Raw genomic sequence first — 19,190 nt, forward strand, 5'->3', positions numbered from 1 at the left:
TCAGCGACCTCCCGAAAGTGCCGGTGCCGCAAGGGCAACCGGGTTCAGACACGCAACCAGATGATCCGCGCCCACGGATTCGAGATCCGGGCCGGCGGTGTCGCACTCGTCGAGGCGGTGTGCGCACCGGGGAGCGAATCGGCATCCTCCCGGTGGCGCCGTGGGGTCGGGCAACGAACCGTCGATCAACTGCAGCGGTGCGTGCCGGGTGTGGTCGATGGTCGGGGTCGCTCCCAGCAACGCGTGTGTGTAGCGATGCCGGGGCGCCTCGAACACCTCCCGGGTCGATCCGACCTCCGCGAGGCGACCGGCGTACATCACCGAGACCCGGTCGGTACGACCGGCCACCACCGCCAGGTCGTGGCTGATGAGCATCATCGACATGCCGCGTTCGCGTTGCACGCGGCGCAGTAGATCGAGGATCTGGCGCTGGATCGTCACGTCCAGGGCGGTGGTGGGTTCGTCCGCGATGAGCAGGTCCGGTTCGCATGCGAGCGCGATCGCGATCATCACGCGTTGCCGCATGCCGCCGGACATCTCGTGCGGATAGTTGCGCAGCCGCCGCTCGGGGTCGGGCACCCCGACCTCCTTCAGGAGGTCGAGGGCCCGGCCCCGAGCCTCGGAGCTGCCGATTCCCAGATGCTTGCGCATGCCTTCGGTGAGCTGGCGCTCGACCCGCACCACCGGATTGAGCGAGCGCCCCGGGTCCTGGAAGACCATCGCGATCTGTTTGCCCCAGACCTCACGCTGCTCCTTCTTGCCCAGCGCGAGCAGGTCGCGGCCGCGGAAGATCACTTCGCCGGACCGCGCGGACCGGGGCGGCATCAGACCCATGACGGCCTTGGCCATCACGGACTTGCCGGAACCGGACTCGCCGACGATGCCCAGTGCCCGGCCTTCGTCCAGGTCCAGGGACATGCCGTCCACGGCCCGGACGGTCCCTCGTGGTGTGCCGATGTAGGCACGCAGATTCCTCACCTGGAGGAGCGGCTGAGTGGTCATGGCACTCCGGCCCTTTCGCTGTCGTCGGCTGGTCGTTCCTCGCTGCGGCGGTCAGTGCCTAGGCGATCCACAGTTCCTCGGGCAGCGGCGAACCGAGCGTGTACAGCACGACGCCGTGCAGCTTCTTCCCGGACACGATCGCCGGGACCGCGCGGTAGTACCAGATGCCCGGGGTCACCTCCGCGAGTCGCTGCTGCACGACCTGGTAGGCCGCGACCCGCTCCTCGGTCGACTGCGCGGTCCGCCCGGCGTCGAGTGCCTCGCTGAGCTGCTGGTCCTGGATGCCGGTGAAGTTGCCGGGCGACTGGGCATGGAACGCCATCCACAGCGCGTAGTCCGGGTCCTGGACCACGGCGGACGAGATGACCATGTCGAAATCGCGCGCCCCGGTCCGTGCGGTCGCCGCGGCGTAGTCGACGACCTCGACCTTCGCCTCCACGTTGTCGTACGCGCTGAGCTGCGCCTGCAACGCCTCACCGAGTGTCTTCGACTCCGTGGTCGGGTAGGACATGAAGCTGAACGAGACGGGCTTGCCTTCCGCGGCCAGCTCGTCGAACAACCGCTGGGCCTCCTCGGGGTCGTGGCGGTCCAGAGCGACGTCCGAGTAGTAGGGCGATCCCTCTTCGAACAGGGTCCGCGGGATCTCACCGGCGCCGTTGTAGACGGCGACGTTGACGGCGTCCAGGTCCACGGCCAGGGCGACGGCGCGGCGGGCACGCTCGTCGTCGAACGGTGCGCGGCGCACGTTCATACCCATGAACTGCCCGCCGCCGGTCGGAACGACCTCGTACGAGTAGCCGGCGGCCTCGATCTTGTTCAGGCTCTCCCAGTTGGTCTCCGACGCGAGGTCGGCGCCGCCGGTGGTCATGGTGTTGACGCGCTGGTTGGTGTCGGAGACGGTGCGGATCGTGATGCCGTCCAGGTACGGTTTCGGTGCGTCCCAGTATCCGGGGTTGCGCTGGAGTTCGATGGAGTCCTGGCGCTTCCAGTCGACGAGCGTGAACGGCCCTGCTCCGATGGGATTCTCGTCGAACGCCGCCTGGCCCTGCTGCAGCGCCGCGGGCGAGGCGATCCAGTTGAGGGCGCCCGCGACGATGGCCTGTGCGAAGTGCGGGTTCGGTGCGGTCATCGTGACCCGGAGTGTGGTGGGATCGACAACCTCGGACTGCGCGATCTGCACGGCCTGCCGGATCGTCGTGGAACCGAGAGTGGGGTCCTTGAGACGGTCCCAGTTGAACTTCACGGCGGCGGCGTCGAGCGGTGTGCCGTCGCTGAACTTCAGGTCCGGCCGCAGTTTCAGGGTGAAGGTCGAGCCCCCGTCGGTGCTGGAGAAGTCGGTGGCCATCTTGTATTCGATCTCGAACGTGTCGAGGTCGTTGATCATCAAGGTTCCGTACAGCGCATTGGCCAGCACCGGCTGGTGCGCCCACGTGTTCGACAACGCTGCCGGGTCGAGGGACCGCGGTTCGCCGGTCTGCAGGACACGGGCTACACCACCGGACACCGGTTCGCCGGCATCGGCGGATCCTCCGTCACCGCCTCCCGAGCCCGAGCCACAGGCGGCGAGGAACATCGCCGCCGTACACACGGCGGCGGCCAAGCGCGGAAATCGTTTGCGTCGAAGCATCGTCGACCTTTCCAGGATGGGGGGCGATTGCGGACGATCAGTCCTGCAGCGTGCGGTCGTACTTGGTCCGCAGGTGGTCGCCGACCTGATTGAGAGCGAACACCGTGAAGAAGATGACGAGGGCGGGAACGAACACCAGGTGCGGATAGGTGGCGATGGCGTCCTTGCCGTCGCTGATCATTCCGCCCCAGCTGGGTTGCGGCGGAGGAATTCCCAGGCCGAGGAAGCTCAGGGAACCCTCGGCCACGATCAGCGCCGCCATGACGATCGGCAGGAACGCCGCCAGCGGAGCCAGAACGTTCGGGAGGATCTCGCGGAACAGGATCCGGCCGTGGCCGGCTCCCATGTTCCTTGCGGCACGGACGAATTCACGCGACGACCACGACATGGTGTTCGCCCGCGCGAGCCGGATGAACGACGGGACGACCATCACGGTGAGGCCGAGCAGCATCGTCGGGACACTGGGCGTCAGGATCGACGCCAGCGCGAGCAGCAGGATCAAGGGCGGGAAGGCGAGCATCGCGTCTGCGACGAGCGTGACGATCGAGTCGAGGCGGCCCCTGAAGTAGCCTGCGAGCAGGCCTGCCAGGGAACCGATTACGAATCCGATGAGCCCGGCGACCGCTCCTACCACCAGCGAGACACGGGCGCCGTAGACGATACGGGAGAGCATCGACCGGCCGAGAGTGTCGGTGCCGAGCAGCAGGTCGAGGGAGCCGAGCTGGGGCCCGGTGCGCGGGGTGCCCACGGGGGTGGCATAGGAGGCGAGAGGAAGGAGGTCGGCGAACACCGCGGCGGTGATCAGCACGACCAGCCACACGACCGACAGGTACACCAGGATCGGACGCTTCTTCTTGGGCGCCGGGACCACCGGCACCGTGTCCACCGCCGCATCGACCGCGTGTTTCGTGAGGACGGTGTTCTTCGTCGCGATCTCGGTCATGCGGTCGCCACCTTTCCGACCCGCGGGTCGATCACCTGATAGCCGAGGTCCACGAGGGTGTTGATGCACACGTAGACCACGGCGATGAAGACGACGATCCCCTGCACCATGATCACGTCACGGGACGTGATCGACGACGCGACGAGCTGCCCCAGACCCGGTAGCCCGAACAGGGTTTCGACGATGACGGTGCCGCCGATGAGCCGTCCGAGATTGATTCCCGCGAGCGTGATGAGGGAGAACGACGACGGGCGCAGCGCGTGCCGGAACATGACGTACCGCGCCGAGAGCCCCTTGGCGCGGGCCGCCGCGACGAAGTCCTCGCGCAGCGTGCCGAGCAGATCCGTGCGCAGGAGCCGGTGGAATGCCGCGATCTCGGTGAGCGCGATCGCGATCGCCGGGAGCAGGGCGGTGCGCAGGTTCTCCCCCAGCCCCTCACTGATCCGGGACCATCCCATCACCGGGAATATCTGCAGCTTGATGGCGAAGAAGTAGATCAGGATCGGGCCGGCGATGAAGGCCGGGACGGACAGGAACACCGCGGAGACCGCATTGATCGTACGGTCCAGCGCGCTGCCCGGACGCGACGCCGACGCGATGCCCATGCCGATCGCGACGATCAGCGCGATCGTCAGCCCCATGACGGCGAGCTGGAGGGTCACCGGAAGTCGCTCGGCGATCGCCTCGCTCACGGATTGTCCGGTGAGCGGGGAGGTTCCGAGATCTCCTCGTACGGCGTTGCCCAGCCAGGTGAGGTACTGCGACCAGAACGGCGCGTCCAGGCCCAGTTCGGCATTCATGGCCGCGACAGCTTCCGGGGTCGCGTTCTCCCCCAGGATCACCTGGGCGACCGAGCCGGGGGCCAGGCCGAGCAGCGCGACCACCGCGACCGTCACCAACAGGATGACGAGGATACTGCGACCGATTCGGTTCACGACAGTGAGAATCATCCAACTCGACTTTCATCGGGGGATCGGATGTCGACGTCGACCGTGTGTACGAGCGAGCGCCTGTGTGCACGAACGAGCAAGAGCTACAAGAAATTACGATGACTCGGTTCACATCGAAGGTTCGATTGTGACCTACGCAATATATGCGACTGCGGCGGTTGTGACAAGAACCTGACCCGCGAGTCTTGTTTTTTCGAATTATCCCGGCGTACACCGACTTCGGACACGCCGACGCCCGCGTCGCGTGGTGCGACGCGGGCGTCGGCGCTGCCTGCAGGCGTATGCGGTGGTAGGCAGTGGTGGACGAAACCGGGCGGACTGGACCGTCAGGAACCGGAGCCCTCGAGGATCGTCACCGCCGATACGGCAGTCGGTCCACCGATATTGTGTGCCAAGCCGATTCGTGCACCGTCGACCTGGTTGACGGCGTTGCCGCGCAACTGCTCGAACAGCTCGACACACTGGGCGACACCGGTGGCACCCGGCGGATGCCCCTTGGAGATCATGCCGCCGCTGGGATTCACCGGGAGGGTCCCACCGATGGCGGTGGCCCCGGATTCGATCAGCTTGTAGGCCTCGAACCGGTTCGCGAAGCCGAGATCCTCGTAGCTGATCAGTTCGATGCCGGTGAAGAAGTCGTGGACCTCCGCGACATCGACATCGGAGGGCGTCAGGCCGGCCATCCCGAACGCCTGCTTCGCAGCCCGGACGGTCGCCGGGAAGCTGGTCATGTCCTTCTTGTGCTGGTGCATCACCGAATCCAGGCCGATACCGACACCGCGGATCCACACCGGGCGATCGGTGTAGCGGTCCACGACGTCCTCGGCGGCGAGCACCAGCCCGGCGGCACCGTCGCTCTGCGGCGCGCAGTCGTAGACACCGAACGGCGTCACCACGGTCTGCGCGTTCAGCGCCTCCTCCACGGTGATCTCGAAGCGCCGGAACGCCTTCGGATTGTTCAGACCGTTCAGATGGTTCTTCACCGCGACCATGGCCATGTGCTCGCGGGTCGCCGGCGACTCGTGCAGGTAGCGTCGCACGTGCAGCGCGAAACCGGCCTGCGCGAGACCGAGCGGGTAGTCCCACGCCATGTCACGCGTGAGAGCTTCCCATTCCCAGATCATGTCCTTCGACGCGGTCTCGCGGACCTTGTCGGCGCCCATCACCAGCGCCACGTCGAACGCTCCGGAAGCGATCCCGAACAGGGCGTTCCGGATGGCGTCGTGCCCGGTGGCACAGGAGTTCTCGACGCGTGTCACCGGAATCTCCGGGAGACCGAGGGTGTCGGCGAGGATCCCGGCGGGGAACCCGTCGGTGGTCCCCATCGCACCGAACCACGCGGCCTGCAGGTCCGAGGTGCGGATGCCATTGTCGACCGTCGCCGCACATTCGGCGTACGCCATCGGCAGCAACTCGCGGATGCCGAGGGAGAAATGTTCGGCGAAGGGCGTCATTCCCGCACCGACGATCGCGACTTTCCTCATGACGCCTCACTTTCGGGATGGAACGCGTAGCCGTAGTCCGGAACCCCGGACCGCACCGCGACGCGGCGCAGCACCATGCGGCCGCGATCGCCGATGTCGACGGTGCCCGGCTCCACACCGGTCACCTTGACCAGTGCCCGCACGTCGACGTCGTCGAGTTCGACGAGGACGAGCGAGTACGGGGTGTCCAGACCGGGGACCGGAACACGGACGGTGACCTCGGTGTAGACGCTCCCGGTTCGCGGCAAGGGAACGAACTCGTAACTGCTGCCCAGTGTTCCGTCCTCCCCCACCCGATATCTCGGTGGGAAGTCCAGGTCGTCGGAGCCGGGATGGCGGCCCGCTTCCCAGCGGACCTTGGCTTCGAACGCCCGCTCGTATGCCGCGAGCGAGATCGGGATGTCCGGGCCGGGCACGTGAACCGGCGCGGTGCGCTCCCGCGCCGGCGGTTCGTGACGACGGATCTCGGTGACGCCGTCGGCGACGGTGATCGCCGACAGGCTCGCCTGTTCCACTCCCACCAGTGGACCCTTCGTCTCCGATTCGGCCATCGCCGCGAGCGCGAACAACGGCGAACTCGCGCCCGTGGTGGGAAGTTCCACCGGCGGGGCGGCGCACAGGTCCGCCGCGTATCGGGGTTCGACGCCGGCGACGGTCACCGGGTCGTCGACCCACGACGAGGCAAGGGACGCAAGGAAACCGCGCTGTTTGACCAGGCGCGGATCCCCGTAGTCGTGCACCATTCCGTTCTCGGTGCGGGTGCGGACCGGGAGGCTGCGGGAGACGCGCGCCGCGGTGCGCACCTGCAGGCCCTGGTCCGCGGTGAGCGCCGCCGCCGCCCCGGCGGGGGCAAGGTCCACGCCGATCACCAGGGTCCGCGGTCGCGCGGAACCGAGCGCATCGAGTGTTGCCGGTGCACCGCCGAGGCGTTCGGTGACCTCGATCTCCGGATCGAGTCCGAGTCCCGCGAGCAGCACTGCGGCGTTGCTGCTCTCGAGCAGTGGCAGGTCCCGGCTGACCAGGACCACGTACTGAACCGAACCCGTCTCGGCCACGGCGGCGCGGCCCGCTTCGACAGCGAGTGTGATCGCGTCCTCGTCGTCACCGGGCACGCGGGCCCCGGGTGATCCCCAGCACGGCAGGTAGGTACCTATCGAAGCGATGTATGGCATGAGATTCTCCGGTGTTCTCTCGCGGTCGCAGTCCTAGGTGACTGCGCCCGCCGTCTTCAGCGCGATGATGCGATCCCAGTCGAGACCGAGTTCGAGCAGCACCTCCTCGGTCTGCGCAGCGAATTCGGGTGCGGGACCGGTCTCCGGTGCGGTGACGTCGAACTGGACCGGGTTGGCGACCAGCTCGAGTTCGCCTGCCTTGACGATGTATTCGTTCGCGCGGATCTGCGCGTCGTCGGAGACCTGGAGCGAGTCCTGCACCGGCGCCCACGGGCCGGCGAGAGTCGCGAACCGTTCGGTCCACTCGGCGAGGGTCCGCTTCCCGATGGCCTCGCGCAGAATCGCCACCGCTTCTTCGGTATTGGCGGCAATCTGCTGGGCATCGGCGAACCGCGGATCGTCGATGAGGTCGGGCCGGTCGATGTGACGGCACACATCCGCCCAGAACTTGCCGGGCTGGAGCATCACGAACGACAGGTAGCGGTTGTCCGACGTCGCGTACAGGCCCGACAGCGGATTCGTCGGTGCGCCATGGGCTCCCGGCACGGGGGCGACCATGTGCTCGTCGAGATGCAGCGACAGTGCGACGCCGTGCCCCATCGCCCAGAGGCCGCTGCCGAGCAGCGACACGTCCACCACCGACGTCTCCCCGGTGCGTTCGCGCTTGAAGAGCGCGGCCGCGATGCCGCCGGCGAGGTTGGTGCCGGAGATGGTGTCGCCGAACGCCGGTCCGGGCGGAGCGATCATGCCCTCGACGCCGGGCGGGGTGATGGTCGCGGCGATGCCGCCGCGCGCCCAGAACGCGGTCATGTCGTAACCGCCGCGGTCGGATTCGACGCCGCGCGGGCCGAGTGCACTGCCGCGCGCGTAGACGATCGACGGGTTGACGGCGCGGATGTCGTCCACGTCGATCCCGAACTTGGTGCGGGCCTGCGGCAGGAAGCTGGTCAGGAACACGTCCGAGCGGCGGGCCAGCTCGAGCAGGACCTCCCGGCCCTCCTCGCTTCCCATGTCGAGACCGATGCTGCGCTTGCCACGGTTGGCGTGTTCGACGTTCGGGTTCGGATCGCCCTCGACCCGCATCCGGCCGACCTGCCGCAGTCCGCGTTGCGGGTCGCCGGTGACCGAATGCTCGACCTTGACGACGTCGGCGCCCCACTCGGCGAGCACGGCGCCCGCCGACGGGACGAAGCCGTACATCGCGACCTCGAGGACGCGGATCCCTTCGAGGGGCTTCACTTGACGACCGCCGCGAAGGACTTGATCTGCTGGAACTCGTGCAGACCGGCGACGCCCATCTCGCGGCCGATGCCGGACTGCTTGTATCCGCCGAACGGCACCTCGGGCGTGAAGTAGTTGCCGCCGTTGATGCTGAACGTGCCGGTGCGGATCCGGCGGCCGATCGCCGTGGCGCGCTCGTCGTCGGCGCTGAGCACACCGCCGGACAGGCCGTAGATGGAGTTGTTGGCGATGCGCACGGCATCGTCGTCGTCGTCGAACGGGATGACGGCGAGGACCGGGCCGAAGACCTCTTCCTGCGCGATCTCGCTGTCCGGGTCGACGTTCGCGAGCAGCGTCGGCTTGTAGAAGAAGCCGGGGTCGACCTTCTCGCCGCCGGTGACGAGGGTCGCGCCCGCCTCGACGGCCCGCTTGACCATGCCGTCGATCTTCTCGCGCGACTTCTCGTTGATGACCGGGCCCATGTAGATCTTCGGGTCGGACGGATCACCGAACGGGACGTTGCTCATCATCGCGCCGACCGCGGCGACGATCTCGTCGTGCTTCTCCCGGGGCACGAGCAGGCGCGTGGTGAGGGCGCAGCCCTGGCCGGCGTGCGAGCAGATGCTGAACGCCGCGAACTGCGCGGCGGTCGGGATGTCGGCGTCGTCGAGCACGATGAGCGCGGACTTGCCGCCGAGCTCGAGGAAGACGCGCTTGAGGGACTCGGAGGCCGCGGCCATGATCTTGCGGCCGACGACGGTGGAGCCGGTGAAGGTGACGACGTCGACGTCGGGGTGGGTCGTCATGATCTCGCCGGTCGACACCTGGGTGGAGGAGAGAATGTTGACGACGCCGGCGGGGATGTCGGTGTGGTTGGCGATAATCTCGCCGAGCGCCTGCGTGACGAGCGGGGTGTCGGGCGCGCCCTTGAGGACGATCGTGCAGCCGGCGGCGAGCGACGGTGCGAGCTTCGCGAGCGCGAGCTGCGTCGGGTAGTTGTAGGCGACGATCGCGGCGACGACGCCCGCGGCCTCGCGCTCGATCCAGCGGCGGTGCTTCTGCCCGCGGATCTCGACCTCGCCGAGGTCCTCGGTCAGCGGGTACTTGCGGAGGAGGTCCGCGTAGTAGCGGACGATGTTGATCGGGGCGTCGAGCTGGTTGCCGTAGGTGAGAAGGCGCGGTGCGCCGACCTCGGCGATGGTGAGTTCGCGCAGTTCTTCGGCGTTGTCGAGCAGTGCCTGGTGGAGCTGGTCGAGGCACTTGATGCGGAATTCGACGTCGGTGGACCACGTCGTGGTGTCGAAAGCGCGGCGCGCGGCCTCGATGGCGGTTTCCGCCTCGGCGACACCGGCATCCGGGGCGTAGCCGACGAGCTCACCCGTCGCGGGGTTGAACGACGGGAAGGTCTGCTCGGTCGTGACGAGCTGCCCGTCGATGAGCAGGCGCTTGTGCACCTCGGTCCCGGCCTCGGCCTGCACGGTCTCCTGCGTTGACATCCGGTTCTCCTCACTGTGTGGAAATACGATTCTCACTATCGAGAATTCAGTCCCCGTATTGGTGTGAATGTAGCAATCAGAGCCTGGTTCGCATACCCCGAATCGAAGCCTGAATTGTCCCGACCAGCGGCTGATCCGGCCTTGCGGGCAACTCGACGCGGAGAGTATGGTTCTCGAAAACTGGAAGGGAGCTTCTTGTGATCAAGACTACAGCAATCACCCCGGCACTGGGAGTAGAGGTCAGCGGAGATGTCGACCTCGAGAACCCCGAGGTGATCGGCAAGCTGACCGAGGCGCTGAAGTGGCGCGGCGTGCTGCTGTTCCGCGGCCTGAACCTCGACGACGAAGGTCAGCTCGCCTTCAGCCGCAAGCTCGGGCAGCTCGTCCAGCCGGTCCCCGGCCAAGAGATCTTCACCGTCTCGCTCGACCCGGCGAAGTCGCCGTCGGCCGAATACCTCAAGGGCACCTTCAGCTGGCACATCGACGACACCACCAACGACATCCCGGCCAAGGCCACGGTGCTCAGCTGCCGCCATGTCGCCGCCGTCGGCGGTGGCACCGAGTTCGCGAACACCTACGCCGCCTACGAGAACCTCTCCGAGGCGGAACGCAAGCGCTACGACGGCCTGCGCGTCGTCCACAGCTTCGAGGCCGCGCAGCGCAAGGTCTACCCGGACCCGACCGAGGACCAGGTCGCGCGCTGGCGTCAGCTCCCGACGCACGAGTCCTCGCTCGTGTGGGAACGCCGCGACGGCCGTCGCTCGCTGGTCATCGGCGCCACCGCCGACCACATCGTCGGCATGGAGCCCGACGAGAGCCGCGCGCTCATCGACGAACTGCAGGACTGGGCCACGCAAGAGCGCTTCTGCTACGCCCACGACTGGGAAATCGGCGACCTGGTCGTGTGGGACAACACCGGCATGCTGCACCGGGCACTGCCCTACGACCCGTCGTCCGAGCGCCTCATGCGCCGCGTGACCATCGTCGGGGACGAGGCGTGGCAGTGACAGCAGGAACAGCAGCTTCCACCGCCCGGACCGCCGTCGTCACCGGGGGCGGTTCGGGAATCGGCGCGGCCATCGCCGAGCGCTTGCGCAACGACGGCCACCGGGTCGCGATCCTGGACATCAATCCGTCCGACGCCAAGTTCTCCTATGTCGCGGACGTGTCCGATCGCGCCTCGGTCGACGCCGCGCTCGAGGAGGTCCGAAAGGAACTCGGCCCGATCACGATTCTGGTGAATGCGGCGGGCCGGGAACTGTACAAGCGCTTCCACAACATCGACATCGAGACCTGGAACCAGATCATCGCGGTCAACTTGAACGGTGTCTTCCACTGCGTCCAGGCGGTGCTCCCCGACATGCGCGAGGCGCAGTGGGGCCGCATCGTGAACATCTCGTCGTCGAGTGCGCAGTCCGGGCAGCAGTTCATGACCGCCTACGTCTCGTCCAAGTCCGGTGTCAACGGGCTCACCAAGTCGCTCGCCCTCGAATACGGCCCCGACGGAATCACCGTCAACGCCGTCCCGCCCGGATTCGTCGATACCCCGATGCTGCGCAACTCCGAAAGCAAGGGCCTGCTCGGCGGAACCATCGAAGAACACATCCAGCGGACCCCGGTACGCCGGGTGGGCCGCCCGGAGGACATCGCCGCGGCATGCGCATTCCTCGTTTCGGAGGAAGCCGGCTACATCACCGGCCAGATCCTCGGCGTCAACGGCGGACGCAACACCTGACCCGACCGTCCGCGAATCTCCCGACAGCGAAAGTTAGCGAAAGGAAACAACAGTGGGGCGTGTAGAAGGCAAGGTCGCGTTCGTCACCGGTGCCGCTCGCGGGCAGGGCCGCAGCCACGCGGTCCGTCTGGCCGAGGAAGGCGCGGACATCATCGCGATCGACCTGTGCGAGGACATCCCGTCCATCGGATACCCGATGGCCACCCCCGAGGACCTCGAGGAGACGGTGCGCCTCGTCGAGAAGCAGGGCCGCCGCATCGTCGCGGTCAAGGCCGACGTGCGTGTGGCCTCGGAGGTGCGCGCCGCTCTCGAGCAGGGTCTCGCCGAGTTCGGCAAGCTGGATGTCGTTGTCGCACAGGCCGGTGTCGCCGGAATGAAGGGCGAACCACAAACTCAGGCGTGGTCCGATGTGGTCAATACCAATCTCGTCGGCACGATCAACGCAGTGCAGGAAGCGTTGCCGCACCTGACCGCCGGCGCATCGATCATCGCGACGGGCTCGACCGCGGCCCTGATGGACGTCGCCAAGGTCGACCAGCCGGGCAAGGACCTCGGTGGTGTCGCGTACGTGTACTCGAAGCGTGCGTTGTCGCAGTTCATCCACGAACTCGCAACGCATCTGGCGCCCCGCAGCATTCGCGCCAACGTGCTGCACCCGACCAACTGCAACACCGACATGCTGCAGAGCGAGCCGATGTACCGCTCCTTCCGCCCCGACCTCGAACACCCCACCCGCCAGGACGCGGAGCCGGCATTCGGTGTGCAGCAGGCCATGCCGATTCCGTACATCGAGCCCCAGGACTCCAGCAACATGGTGCTTTTCCTGGCTTCCGACGAATCACGGTACGTCACCGGCATGCAGATGCGCGTCGACGGAGGCGGCTACCTGAAGTGGTACGACTACCACATCTGATCCCGAATCCCGTCGCTGCTACCGTCCCCGGAGGATTCCGGCGAAAGGGATCCGAACCACCCCGGCTACAACGGAAGTCTGGAGGAGAATTTTGAAGGTCCGCGTCGATCCCGACAAGTGCCAGGGCCACACGCTCTGCGCCATGGCCGCACCGGACGTCTTCGAGCTCAGTGAGATCGACGGTCACGCGTCGGTCGCGAACGAAGAGGTGCCCGCCGACCAGGAGGAAGCGGTGAAGGAGGCCGCCCGCTCGTGCCCCGAGCAGGCGATCACCATTTTCTGATCTGCCGTTTCGAACAGCCCCCCAAAGCTCGACGTGCAAGAGAGGACAACGCCGTGAGCGTTGACGACGTCGTCACCGACGACAGCCGCAAGGCGAACAGATTCGATTTCGACCGCCACGCCGCCGACTACCGAGACAACTTCCTGCCGATCACGCAGGAGATGCACGCCAAGTGTCCGATGGCGTGGTCCGAGACCCACGGTGGCCACTGGGTGGCCGCCGGCAGCAAGGAGGTGTTCGCGCTCGCCCGCTCGGCGGACGTGTCCACCGACCACGACATCCACGGAAAACGCCGTGGTTACAAGGGAATCGCGATCCCGACGATGGAACGTGCATCGGGCGTGCGCGGCGGCATCCTGGAGATGGACGATCCCGAGCACCACGAGTTCCGCGCCCTGCTCAACCCCTACCTGTCCCCCGCTGCGGTCAAGCGGTGGACACCGTTCATCGACGAGATCGTGCGGGCCAGCATCGACGAGAAGATCGAGACCGGCCGCATCGACTTCGTCGACGACCTGGCGAACATCGTGCCCGCCGTGCTCACCCTGGCGATGATGGGCATCCCCATCGCCAAGTGGACCATCTACAACGAACCGGTCCACGCCGCGGTCTACACGCCGCCGGACTCGCCGGACATCCCGCGCATCGCCGAGATGCACAGGACGATGGGCATCGACCTGCTCACCAACCTGTTCGAGATCCGGGAGAATCCCCGTCCCGGCCTGATCAACGCGCTCGCCCAGGCCACCGTGCTCGGCGAGAAGCCGGACGACATGGAGTTGCTCGGTATCCTGAGCCTGCTCATCGGCGGCGGGTTCGACACCACGACGGCGCTGACCGCGCACTCGCTCGAATGGCTCGCGCACAATCCCGACAAGCGCACGATCCTCAGCGAGCAGCGTGACACGCTGCTCGACTCGGCGACCGAGGAGTTCCTGCGGTACTTCACTCCCGCCCCGGGTGACGGCCGGACGTTCTCGGCGGACTGCTCGTTCGACGGCACCGAATTCAAGGAAGGCGAGCGCCTCTGGCTGTCCTGGGCGATGGCCAACCGCGACCCGGAACTGTTCGAGGATCCCAACGAGGTCGACCTGGAGCGTCGCGGAAACCGGCACTTCAGCTTCGGACTCGGCATCCACCGGTGCATCGGTTCGAACATGGCCCGCATGGTGTTCAAGCGCATGGTCGTCGCCGTGCTCGACCGCATGCCGGACTACAGATGCGATCCGGCGGAAGCAGTGCACTACGACTCGATCGGCGTCATCCAGGGCATGCGGCACCTGCCGGCCACGTTCACGCCCGGACCGCGCCTCGGCGCGGGTCTCGACGAGACGCTCGAGAAGCTCCAGAAGGTCTGCGACGAGCAGCGTCTCGCGGAGCCCATCACGGTGAAGAGGTCGGAGGCACAGATCGGTGACTGATTCAGCGGTGGTCGACCCCGAGGACACGGAGAAGGGCAAGGCGCCGAAATCGGGCCGTCCCCTTCCCCAGGTGACCGAGCAGAACCGGTTCTTCTGGACCGCCGGTGCGGACGGGATCCTGCGCATCCAGGAATGCGAATCCTGTTCTGCGCTGATCCATCCACCGCAACCGGTGTGCCGGTACTGCCGCGGTCACCGGATGGGCGTGCGCGAAGTGTCGGGCACTGCCACGCTCGCCGGCTTCACGGTCAACCACCGCTTCGGTCTCCCCGGCCTGCCGCCGCCCTATGTGGTGGCGCAGGTCGCGATCGACGAGGATCCCCGGGTGCGGTTGACGACCAACATCGTCGACTGCGATCCGGAGACCCTCGAACTCGGTCAGCGCATGGAGGTCGTCTTCCGGCAGGACGACGACGTCTGGCTGCCACTGTTCCGTCCGGCAGCCGAGCAGGTCGCGCCTGCTCGGCTGCCGGCCGACGGGATCGAACCCGAGGACTTCCGGAAGCACGTGCGGCCCATGGCTTCTCGTGAGAAGTTCGAGGACCGGGTGGCGCTCACCGGAGTCGGGATGTCCGAGATCGGGCGCCGGCTCATGCGCTCCCCACTGGACCTGACGATCGAGGCGTGCGAACGTGCCGTCGCCGACGCCGGTCTCACGCTCGACGACATCGACGGGATCGCCAGCTACCCCGGTGCCGGCCAGGTCGGCGGCTTCGGCGAGGGCGGTGTCCTGACCGTCGAGGCCGCACTCGGGCTCAACCCGACCTGGCACAACGGCGGCATCGAAACCTTCGGCCCCGGTGGCTCGGTCATCGCCGCGATGATCGCGGTCTCCAGCGGACTCGCACGGCACGTGCTGTGCTACCGCACCCTGTGGGAAGCAACCCACGGAGAACTGATGAAGCGCGGCGAGATCCGCCCGTCGGGCGGGCGCACCACGAGCTGGATGATGCCGTTCGGTGGCATCTCCGCCGCGCACACCCTCGCCCAGAACGCCCAGCGCCATTTCCATCGCTACGGCACCACCCGCGAGACCCTCGGCTGGATCGCGCTCAACCAGCGCGCCAACGCCGCGCTGAATCCGACGGCGATCTACCGCGATCCGCTGACGATGGACGACTACCTGAACGCGCGGGCCATCACGACCCCATTCGGCCTGTACGACTGCGACGTTCCGTGCGACGGTTCGGTCGCGGTGATCGTCTCGGCGGTCGACGCGGCCCGCGATCTGGCCAAGCCACCCGTGCTCGTCGAGGCGGTGGGTACCCAGATCATCGAGCGGATCGAATGGGACCAGAGCACCCTCACCCACGAACCGCAGGTGCTCGGCCCCGCCGCCCACCTGTGGTCGCGCACCGACCTGCGGCCCGAGGACGTCGACGTCGCCGAACTCTACGACGGATTCACGTTCAACTGCCTGTCGTGGATCGAGGCCCTCGGCTTCTGCGGTATCGGCGAGGCCAAGGACTTCCTCGACGGCGGCCACAACATCGCCCGCGACGGCGTGTTGCCGCTCAACACCCACGGCGGTCAGCTCTCGCACGGCCGCACCCACGGCATGGGACTGATCCACGAGGCCGTCGTGCAGTTGCGCGGTGAAGCCGGAGACCGGCAGGTGGCCGGCGCCCGCGTCGCGGTCGCCGCGACCGGTGGCCTGTCCCCCGGCGGTGCCATGCTCCTGCGGGCCGACTCGTGACGACGATCGAATCCGCACCCGCCGCCCGCGTCGCCGAGATCGACGGTGTTCCGATGTCGGGGCTGCTCGCGGTCGCCGAGCAGCCGCGCGCCGTTGTCGTCGCGCTGCACGGCGGCGCAACGGACTCCGCGTACTTCGACTGCCCGGGCCATCCCGAACTGTCCCTGCTGCGAACCGGTCCCGCGCGCGGATTCACCGTCCTCGCGCTCGACCGTCCCGGGTACGGCGCCTCCCGCCCGCACGTGGACGAATTCACCCGGCCCGAGCGGCGGGTCGACGCCGCCCTCGCCGCGATCGACGCGCACCTGGACTCACTCGATCTCGGTGCCGGGATCTTCCTGTGGGGCCATTCGCTCGGATGCGAACTCACGATGCGCCTGGCCGTCGAGCCACGCGAACGGTGGCGTCGCGCGGCTCGCCGCGACAGGGACCTGCTCGGGATCGCACTGGCCGGCACCGGCCGCGAGCATCACGCCGACGCCCGCGGAATCCTCGGCACGGAAGCGCAATACGCCGACCCCAAGGGCGTCTACGGGCTGATCTGGGCGCATCCTGAGATCTATCCGCCGGAACTGGTCGGCGGCGCGCCGATCGCCTCACGCACCCCCTCCTACGAGGCGACGGTGACCGCGTCGTGGCCGCACACCGAATTCCCGCAGCTCGCCGCACGAGTCGAGGTCCCGGTGCACTTCACCGCCGCCGAACACGAGAGGGTGTGGCGCGGCGACCCGGAGGCCCTCGACGACATCGCGGCGATCTTCACCGCCGCGCCCCGCGTCGAGCTGCACACGCAACCGGACGCCGGGCACAATCTCGCTCTCGGCTACGCGGCCGCGTCGTACCACTCGACCGTGCTGTCGTTCGTGCAGGAATGCATCGACAATCGTTCGGCTGACCGAATATCCGATACCACAAAATGATTCGACGGTGCCGCACAGCGGCAAGGAGGTGAAGCGATGGACCCCACCGATGTTGCGCTACTCCTGGTGCGTCTGGTGCTCGGTGCGACGATGATCGCGCACGGCGTCAACCACTGGGTGGGCGGCGGCCGTATCGCCGGTACCGCACGCTGGTTCAGCGGACTGGGCCTGCGCAACGGCACGTTGCAGGCATGGATCAGCGTCGTCGTCGAGATCGGCGCCGGCGTGCTCGTGATTCTCGGCCTGCTCACTCCCCTGGCGTGCGCCGCGGTCATCTCGATCATGCTCGTCGCGGGCCTGCTCGCGCACCGCCCCAACGGCTTCTTCGTGTTCAAGGAAGGCTACGAATACGTTCTCGTGCTCGGTGTCGTCGCGCTGGCACTGGCAATGATCGGCCCCGGCGAGATCGCGATCGATTCGGCCGCCGACATCGCGATCGTCGGTTGGACCGGCGGCGCGATCGCGCTCGGCGTCGGCGTCGTCGCGACCGCCGGTCTGCTCGCCACGTTCTGGCGGCCGCAGAAGCAGGAAGCCGCGGCATGACGATCGCACCACTCGGAGTCGTACTGATCGGATCGGAGGAGCACTGATGCGTGTCGGTTTCATCGGGCTCGGCAGCCAGGGCGGGCCCATGGCGCGCCGGATCGTCGAGTCGGGATACGAGCTGACCCTGTGGGCGCGGCGACCCGAGTCGCTCGAGCCGTACGCGGACACCGCGGCGAAGACCGCACACACGCCCGCCGAACTCGCCGCCGCGAGCGACCTCGTCTGCATCTGCGTCGTCGCCGACGACGATGTGCGGCAGGTCGTCACCGGCGAGAACGGCGTGCTGTCGGGCCTGCAGCCCGGCGGAATCATCGCGATCCACAGCACCGTCCATCCCGACACGGTTCGGGAACTCGCCGAGCAGGCGCGCGAGGCCGGGGTCGCGGTCGTCGATGCCCCGGTCAGCGGCGGCGGCATGGGAGCCGCTGCGGGCACCCTGCTGGTCATGGTCGGGGGCGACACTGAGATCGTCGAGAAGATGCGGCCGGTCTTCGAGACCTATGCGAATCCCGTGATCCACCTGGGCGACGTCGGAGCCGGGCAGGTTGCCAAGCTCCTCAACAATCTGCTGTTCACCGCGAATCTCGCAACCTCCGTGACCACGCTGCAACTCGGTGAGTCGCTCGGTGTCGATCCCGCGAAGCTCGGCGAGGTCATCACGCACGGATCGGCGAACAGCTTCGCGCTCGGCCGGGTCGTGGCGGGCGGCGGCACACTCGACAGCATCGCGAAGCATGCCGGTCCCCTGCTGCGCAAGGACGTCGGACACGTGGCGGGTCTCGCGGACGCGGCGGGCGCGACGCCCGGCGTGGTGCTCACCGCGGCCGACTCCACCCTCGCCCTGATGGAGCACCCGCGGTGACCCGGGTCGGATTCATCGGGGCCGGCCGTATGGGCCTGCCTATAGTGCGCAAGCTTGCCGAGGCCGGACACGAGGTCCGCGCGCTGGGCCGATCGTCGGAAACCCGTGCCGCCCTGACGGGTGCGGGCGTCACCGCGGTGACGGAGGCGTCCGAGACCGGCGTCGGCGCCGAGCTCGTCCTCGTCTGCGTGTTCACCGACGACCAGGTCCGCGAGGTGTGCCTGAAGAGCGCCCTTCTCGAGAAGATGCCGCGCGGCTCCGTGCTGGCGATCCACACGACCATCAGCCCCCGGACGATCGAACAGATCCGGGACGACGCGGCGGGCCACGGCATCGACGTGATCGACGCTGCGGTCAGCGGCGGCCCGCACGACATCGCGGCCGGAAGTCTCACGCTGTTCCTCGGAGGCGACGCCGACGCCGTCGAGCGCGCCACACCCGTACTGCGTAGCTACGGCGATCCGGTACTCCACGTCGGAAAGGCCGGCAACGGGCAACGCGTCAAGCTGGTCAACAACGCTTTGTTCGCGGCACAGATCGGCCTGATCTCCGAGGCCGTGGCCCTCGGTGCGCAACTCGGCGTCGAGGAATCGGCTCTGCTCCAGGCGCTTCCGCACGGCAGCTCTGCCAGCAAGGTGATGGGTAACATCGCCGCCCGCGGATCCGTCGCCGGATTCACCAGCGCGGTAAAGGAATTCCTCACCAAGGACGTCGCCGTGGTGCGAGATACCGTCGCCGAACTCGGGGGCGATCTCGGAGCCCTCGACGTCGCCATCGACGCAGGCTGAGGGGGCCTTCGGCCCCGGTGTGCCTTTGTGGCGGCCCTCGTCGGGAATATGAAAGTCCTTCAACCACTTCGGACGAGCTCACCGGGTCCCGAGCCGGGTTCGCCCTCGTCCACCGGGCGCAGGTACGGCTC

General features: G+C 67.6%; 18 protein-coding genes. 10 read left to right on the plus strand and 8 right to left on the minus strand.

The window, feature by feature from the left end:
- The 8 genes from ACWDUD_RS21150 to ACWDUD_RS21185 form a co-directional block, all read right to left on the minus strand.
- Complete coding sequence (locus ACWDUD_RS21150; RefSeq protein ID WP_450110551.1) at window positions 1-1,002, minus strand: ABC transporter ATP-binding protein; 1,002 nt, start codon at window positions 1,000-1,002, stop codon at window positions 1-3.
- Between the two features lie 58 nt (window positions 1,003-1,060).
- Window positions 1,061-2,602 carry an ABC transporter substrate-binding protein gene (locus ACWDUD_RS21155; protein ID WP_450110552.1) on the minus strand — a complete coding sequence of 514 codons (1,542 nt, stop codon included), beginning with the start codon at window positions 2,600-2,602 and terminating at the stop codon, window positions 1,061-1,063.
- A gap of 64 nt (window positions 2,603-2,666) precedes the next feature.
- The gene (locus tag ACWDUD_RS21160) at window positions 2,667-3,572 is read right to left on the minus strand and encodes an ABC transporter permease (protein WP_450110553.1); all 906 of its coding nucleotides are present in this window, start codon (window positions 3,570-3,572) and stop codon (window positions 2,667-2,669) included.
- Complete coding sequence (locus ACWDUD_RS21165; protein ID WP_282581809.1) at window positions 3,569-4,522, minus strand: ABC transporter permease; 954 nt, start codon at window positions 4,520-4,522, stop codon at window positions 3,569-3,571. The genes ACWDUD_RS21160 and ACWDUD_RS21165 overlap by 4 nt, the downstream gene beginning before the upstream one ends.
- 326 nt (window positions 4,523-4,848) lie before the next feature.
- Window positions 4,849-6,006 carry a thiolase C-terminal domain-containing protein gene (locus ACWDUD_RS21170; RefSeq protein WP_450110554.1) on the minus strand — a complete coding sequence of 386 codons (1,158 nt, stop codon included), beginning with the start codon at window positions 6,004-6,006 and terminating at the stop codon, window positions 4,849-4,851.
- Window positions 6,003-7,178, minus strand: coding sequence for an OB-fold domain-containing protein (locus ACWDUD_RS21175; protein ID WP_248673404.1), 1,176 nt, complete (start codon window positions 7,176-7,178; stop codon window positions 6,003-6,005). The genes ACWDUD_RS21170 and ACWDUD_RS21175 overlap by 4 nt, the downstream gene beginning before the upstream one ends.
- A 33-nt stretch (window positions 7,179-7,211) precedes the next feature.
- Window positions 7,212-8,417 carry a CaiB/BaiF CoA transferase family protein gene (locus ACWDUD_RS21180; RefSeq protein ID WP_197257571.1) on the minus strand — a complete coding sequence of 402 codons (1,206 nt, stop codon included), beginning with the start codon at window positions 8,415-8,417 and terminating at the stop codon, window positions 7,212-7,214.
- The gene (locus ACWDUD_RS21185; RefSeq protein WP_197257569.1) at window positions 8,414-9,895 is read right to left on the minus strand and encodes an aldehyde dehydrogenase family protein; all 1,482 of its coding nucleotides are present in this window, start codon (window positions 9,893-9,895) and stop codon (window positions 8,414-8,416) included. The genes ACWDUD_RS21180 and ACWDUD_RS21185 overlap by 4 nt, the downstream gene beginning before the upstream one ends.
- 197 nt (window positions 9,896-10,092) lie before the next feature.
- Between ACWDUD_RS21185 and ACWDUD_RS21190 the strand changes: the two genes are divergently transcribed.
- The 10 genes from ACWDUD_RS21190 (at window position 10,093) to ACWDUD_RS21235 (ending at window position 19,059) form a co-directional block, all read left to right on the plus strand.
- Window positions 10,093-10,902 (plus strand): TauD/TfdA dioxygenase family protein, encoded by an 810-nt coding sequence (locus ACWDUD_RS21190; RefSeq protein ID WP_197257567.1) that lies wholly within the window; start codon window positions 10,093-10,095, stop codon window positions 10,900-10,902.
- Window positions 10,899-11,630, plus strand: coding sequence for an SDR family NAD(P)-dependent oxidoreductase (locus ACWDUD_RS21195; RefSeq protein WP_197257637.1), 732 nt, complete (start codon window positions 10,899-10,901; stop codon window positions 11,628-11,630). Before ACWDUD_RS21190 ends, ACWDUD_RS21195 begins: the two co-directional genes overlap by 4 nt.
- A gap of 52 nt (window positions 11,631-11,682) precedes the next feature.
- Window positions 11,683-12,543 carry a mycofactocin-coupled SDR family oxidoreductase gene (locus ACWDUD_RS21200; protein WP_197257565.1) on the plus strand — a complete coding sequence of 287 codons (861 nt, stop codon included), beginning with the start codon at window positions 11,683-11,685 and terminating at the stop codon, window positions 12,541-12,543.
- Between the two features lie 91 nt (window positions 12,544-12,634).
- Complete coding sequence (locus tag ACWDUD_RS21205) at window positions 12,635-12,826, plus strand: ferredoxin (protein ID WP_197257563.1); 192 nt, start codon at window positions 12,635-12,637, stop codon at window positions 12,824-12,826.
- Between the two features lie 53 nt (window positions 12,827-12,879).
- Window positions 12,880-14,247 (plus strand): cytochrome P450, encoded by a 1,368-nt coding sequence (locus tag ACWDUD_RS21210; RefSeq protein WP_450110555.1) that lies wholly within the window; start codon window positions 12,880-12,882, stop codon window positions 14,245-14,247.
- The gene (locus ACWDUD_RS21215; RefSeq protein ID WP_450110556.1) at window positions 14,240-15,943 is read left to right on the plus strand and encodes a thiolase C-terminal domain-containing protein; all 1,704 of its coding nucleotides are present in this window, start codon (window positions 14,240-14,242) and stop codon (window positions 15,941-15,943) included. Before ACWDUD_RS21210 ends, ACWDUD_RS21215 begins: the two co-directional genes overlap by 8 nt.
- On the plus strand, window positions 15,940-16,863 hold the full coding sequence (locus ACWDUD_RS21220; RefSeq protein WP_450110557.1) for an alpha/beta hydrolase: 924 nt from the start codon (window positions 15,940-15,942) through the stop codon (window positions 16,861-16,863). Before ACWDUD_RS21215 ends, ACWDUD_RS21220 begins: the two co-directional genes overlap by 4 nt.
- Window positions 16,864-16,899: 36 nt before the next feature.
- Window positions 16,900-17,406, plus strand: coding sequence for a DoxX family protein (locus tag ACWDUD_RS21225; RefSeq protein ID WP_450110558.1), 507 nt, complete (start codon window positions 16,900-16,902; stop codon window positions 17,404-17,406).
- Between the two features lie 46 nt (window positions 17,407-17,452).
- Window positions 17,453-18,271, plus strand: a complete 819-nt coding sequence (locus tag ACWDUD_RS21230) for an NAD(P)-dependent oxidoreductase (protein ID WP_450110559.1) — start codon at window positions 17,453-17,455, stop codon at window positions 18,269-18,271.
- Window positions 18,268-19,059 (plus strand): NAD(P)-dependent oxidoreductase, encoded by a 792-nt coding sequence (locus ACWDUD_RS21235; RefSeq protein ID WP_450110560.1) that lies wholly within the window; start codon window positions 18,268-18,270, stop codon window positions 19,057-19,059. The genes ACWDUD_RS21230 and ACWDUD_RS21235 overlap by 4 nt, the downstream gene beginning before the upstream one ends.
- Window positions 19,060-19,190: the final 131 nt, after the last annotated feature.

This window comes from Rhodococcus sp. NPDC003382 (assembly GCF_053589135.1).

What these genes read in the sequence shown, in the direction of transcription:
- ACWDUD_RS21160 (WP_450110553.1), bottom strand. Translation starts at nt 3,572, where the DNA reads ATGACCGAGATCGCGACGAAGAACACCGTCCTCACGAAACACGCGGTC.
- ACWDUD_RS21150 (WP_450110551.1), bottom strand. Translation starts at nt 1,002, where the DNA reads ATGACCACTCAGCCGCTCCTCCAGGTGAGGAATCTGCGTGCCTACATC.
- ACWDUD_RS21165 (WP_282581809.1), bottom strand. Translation starts at nt 4,522, where the DNA reads ATGATTCTCACTGTCGTGAACCGAATCGGTCGCAGTATCCTCGTCATC.
- ACWDUD_RS21185 (WP_197257569.1), bottom strand. Translation starts at nt 9,895, where the DNA reads ATGTCAACGCAGGAGACCGTGCAGGCCGAGGCCGGGACCGAGGTGCAC.
- ACWDUD_RS21175 (WP_248673404.1), bottom strand. Translation starts at nt 7,178, where the DNA reads ATGCCATACATCGCTTCGATAGGTACCTACCTGCCGTGCTGGGGATCA.
- ACWDUD_RS21230 (WP_450110559.1), top strand. Translation starts at nt 17,453, where the DNA reads ATGCGTGTCGGTTTCATCGGGCTCGGCAGCCAGGGCGGGCCCATGGCG.
- ACWDUD_RS21170 (WP_450110554.1), bottom strand. Translation starts at nt 6,006, where the DNA reads ATGAGGAAAGTCGCGATCGTCGGTGCGGGAATGACGCCCTTCGCCGAA.
- ACWDUD_RS21225 (WP_450110558.1), top strand. Translation starts at nt 16,900, where the DNA reads ATGGACCCCACCGATGTTGCGCTACTCCTGGTGCGTCTGGTGCTCGGT.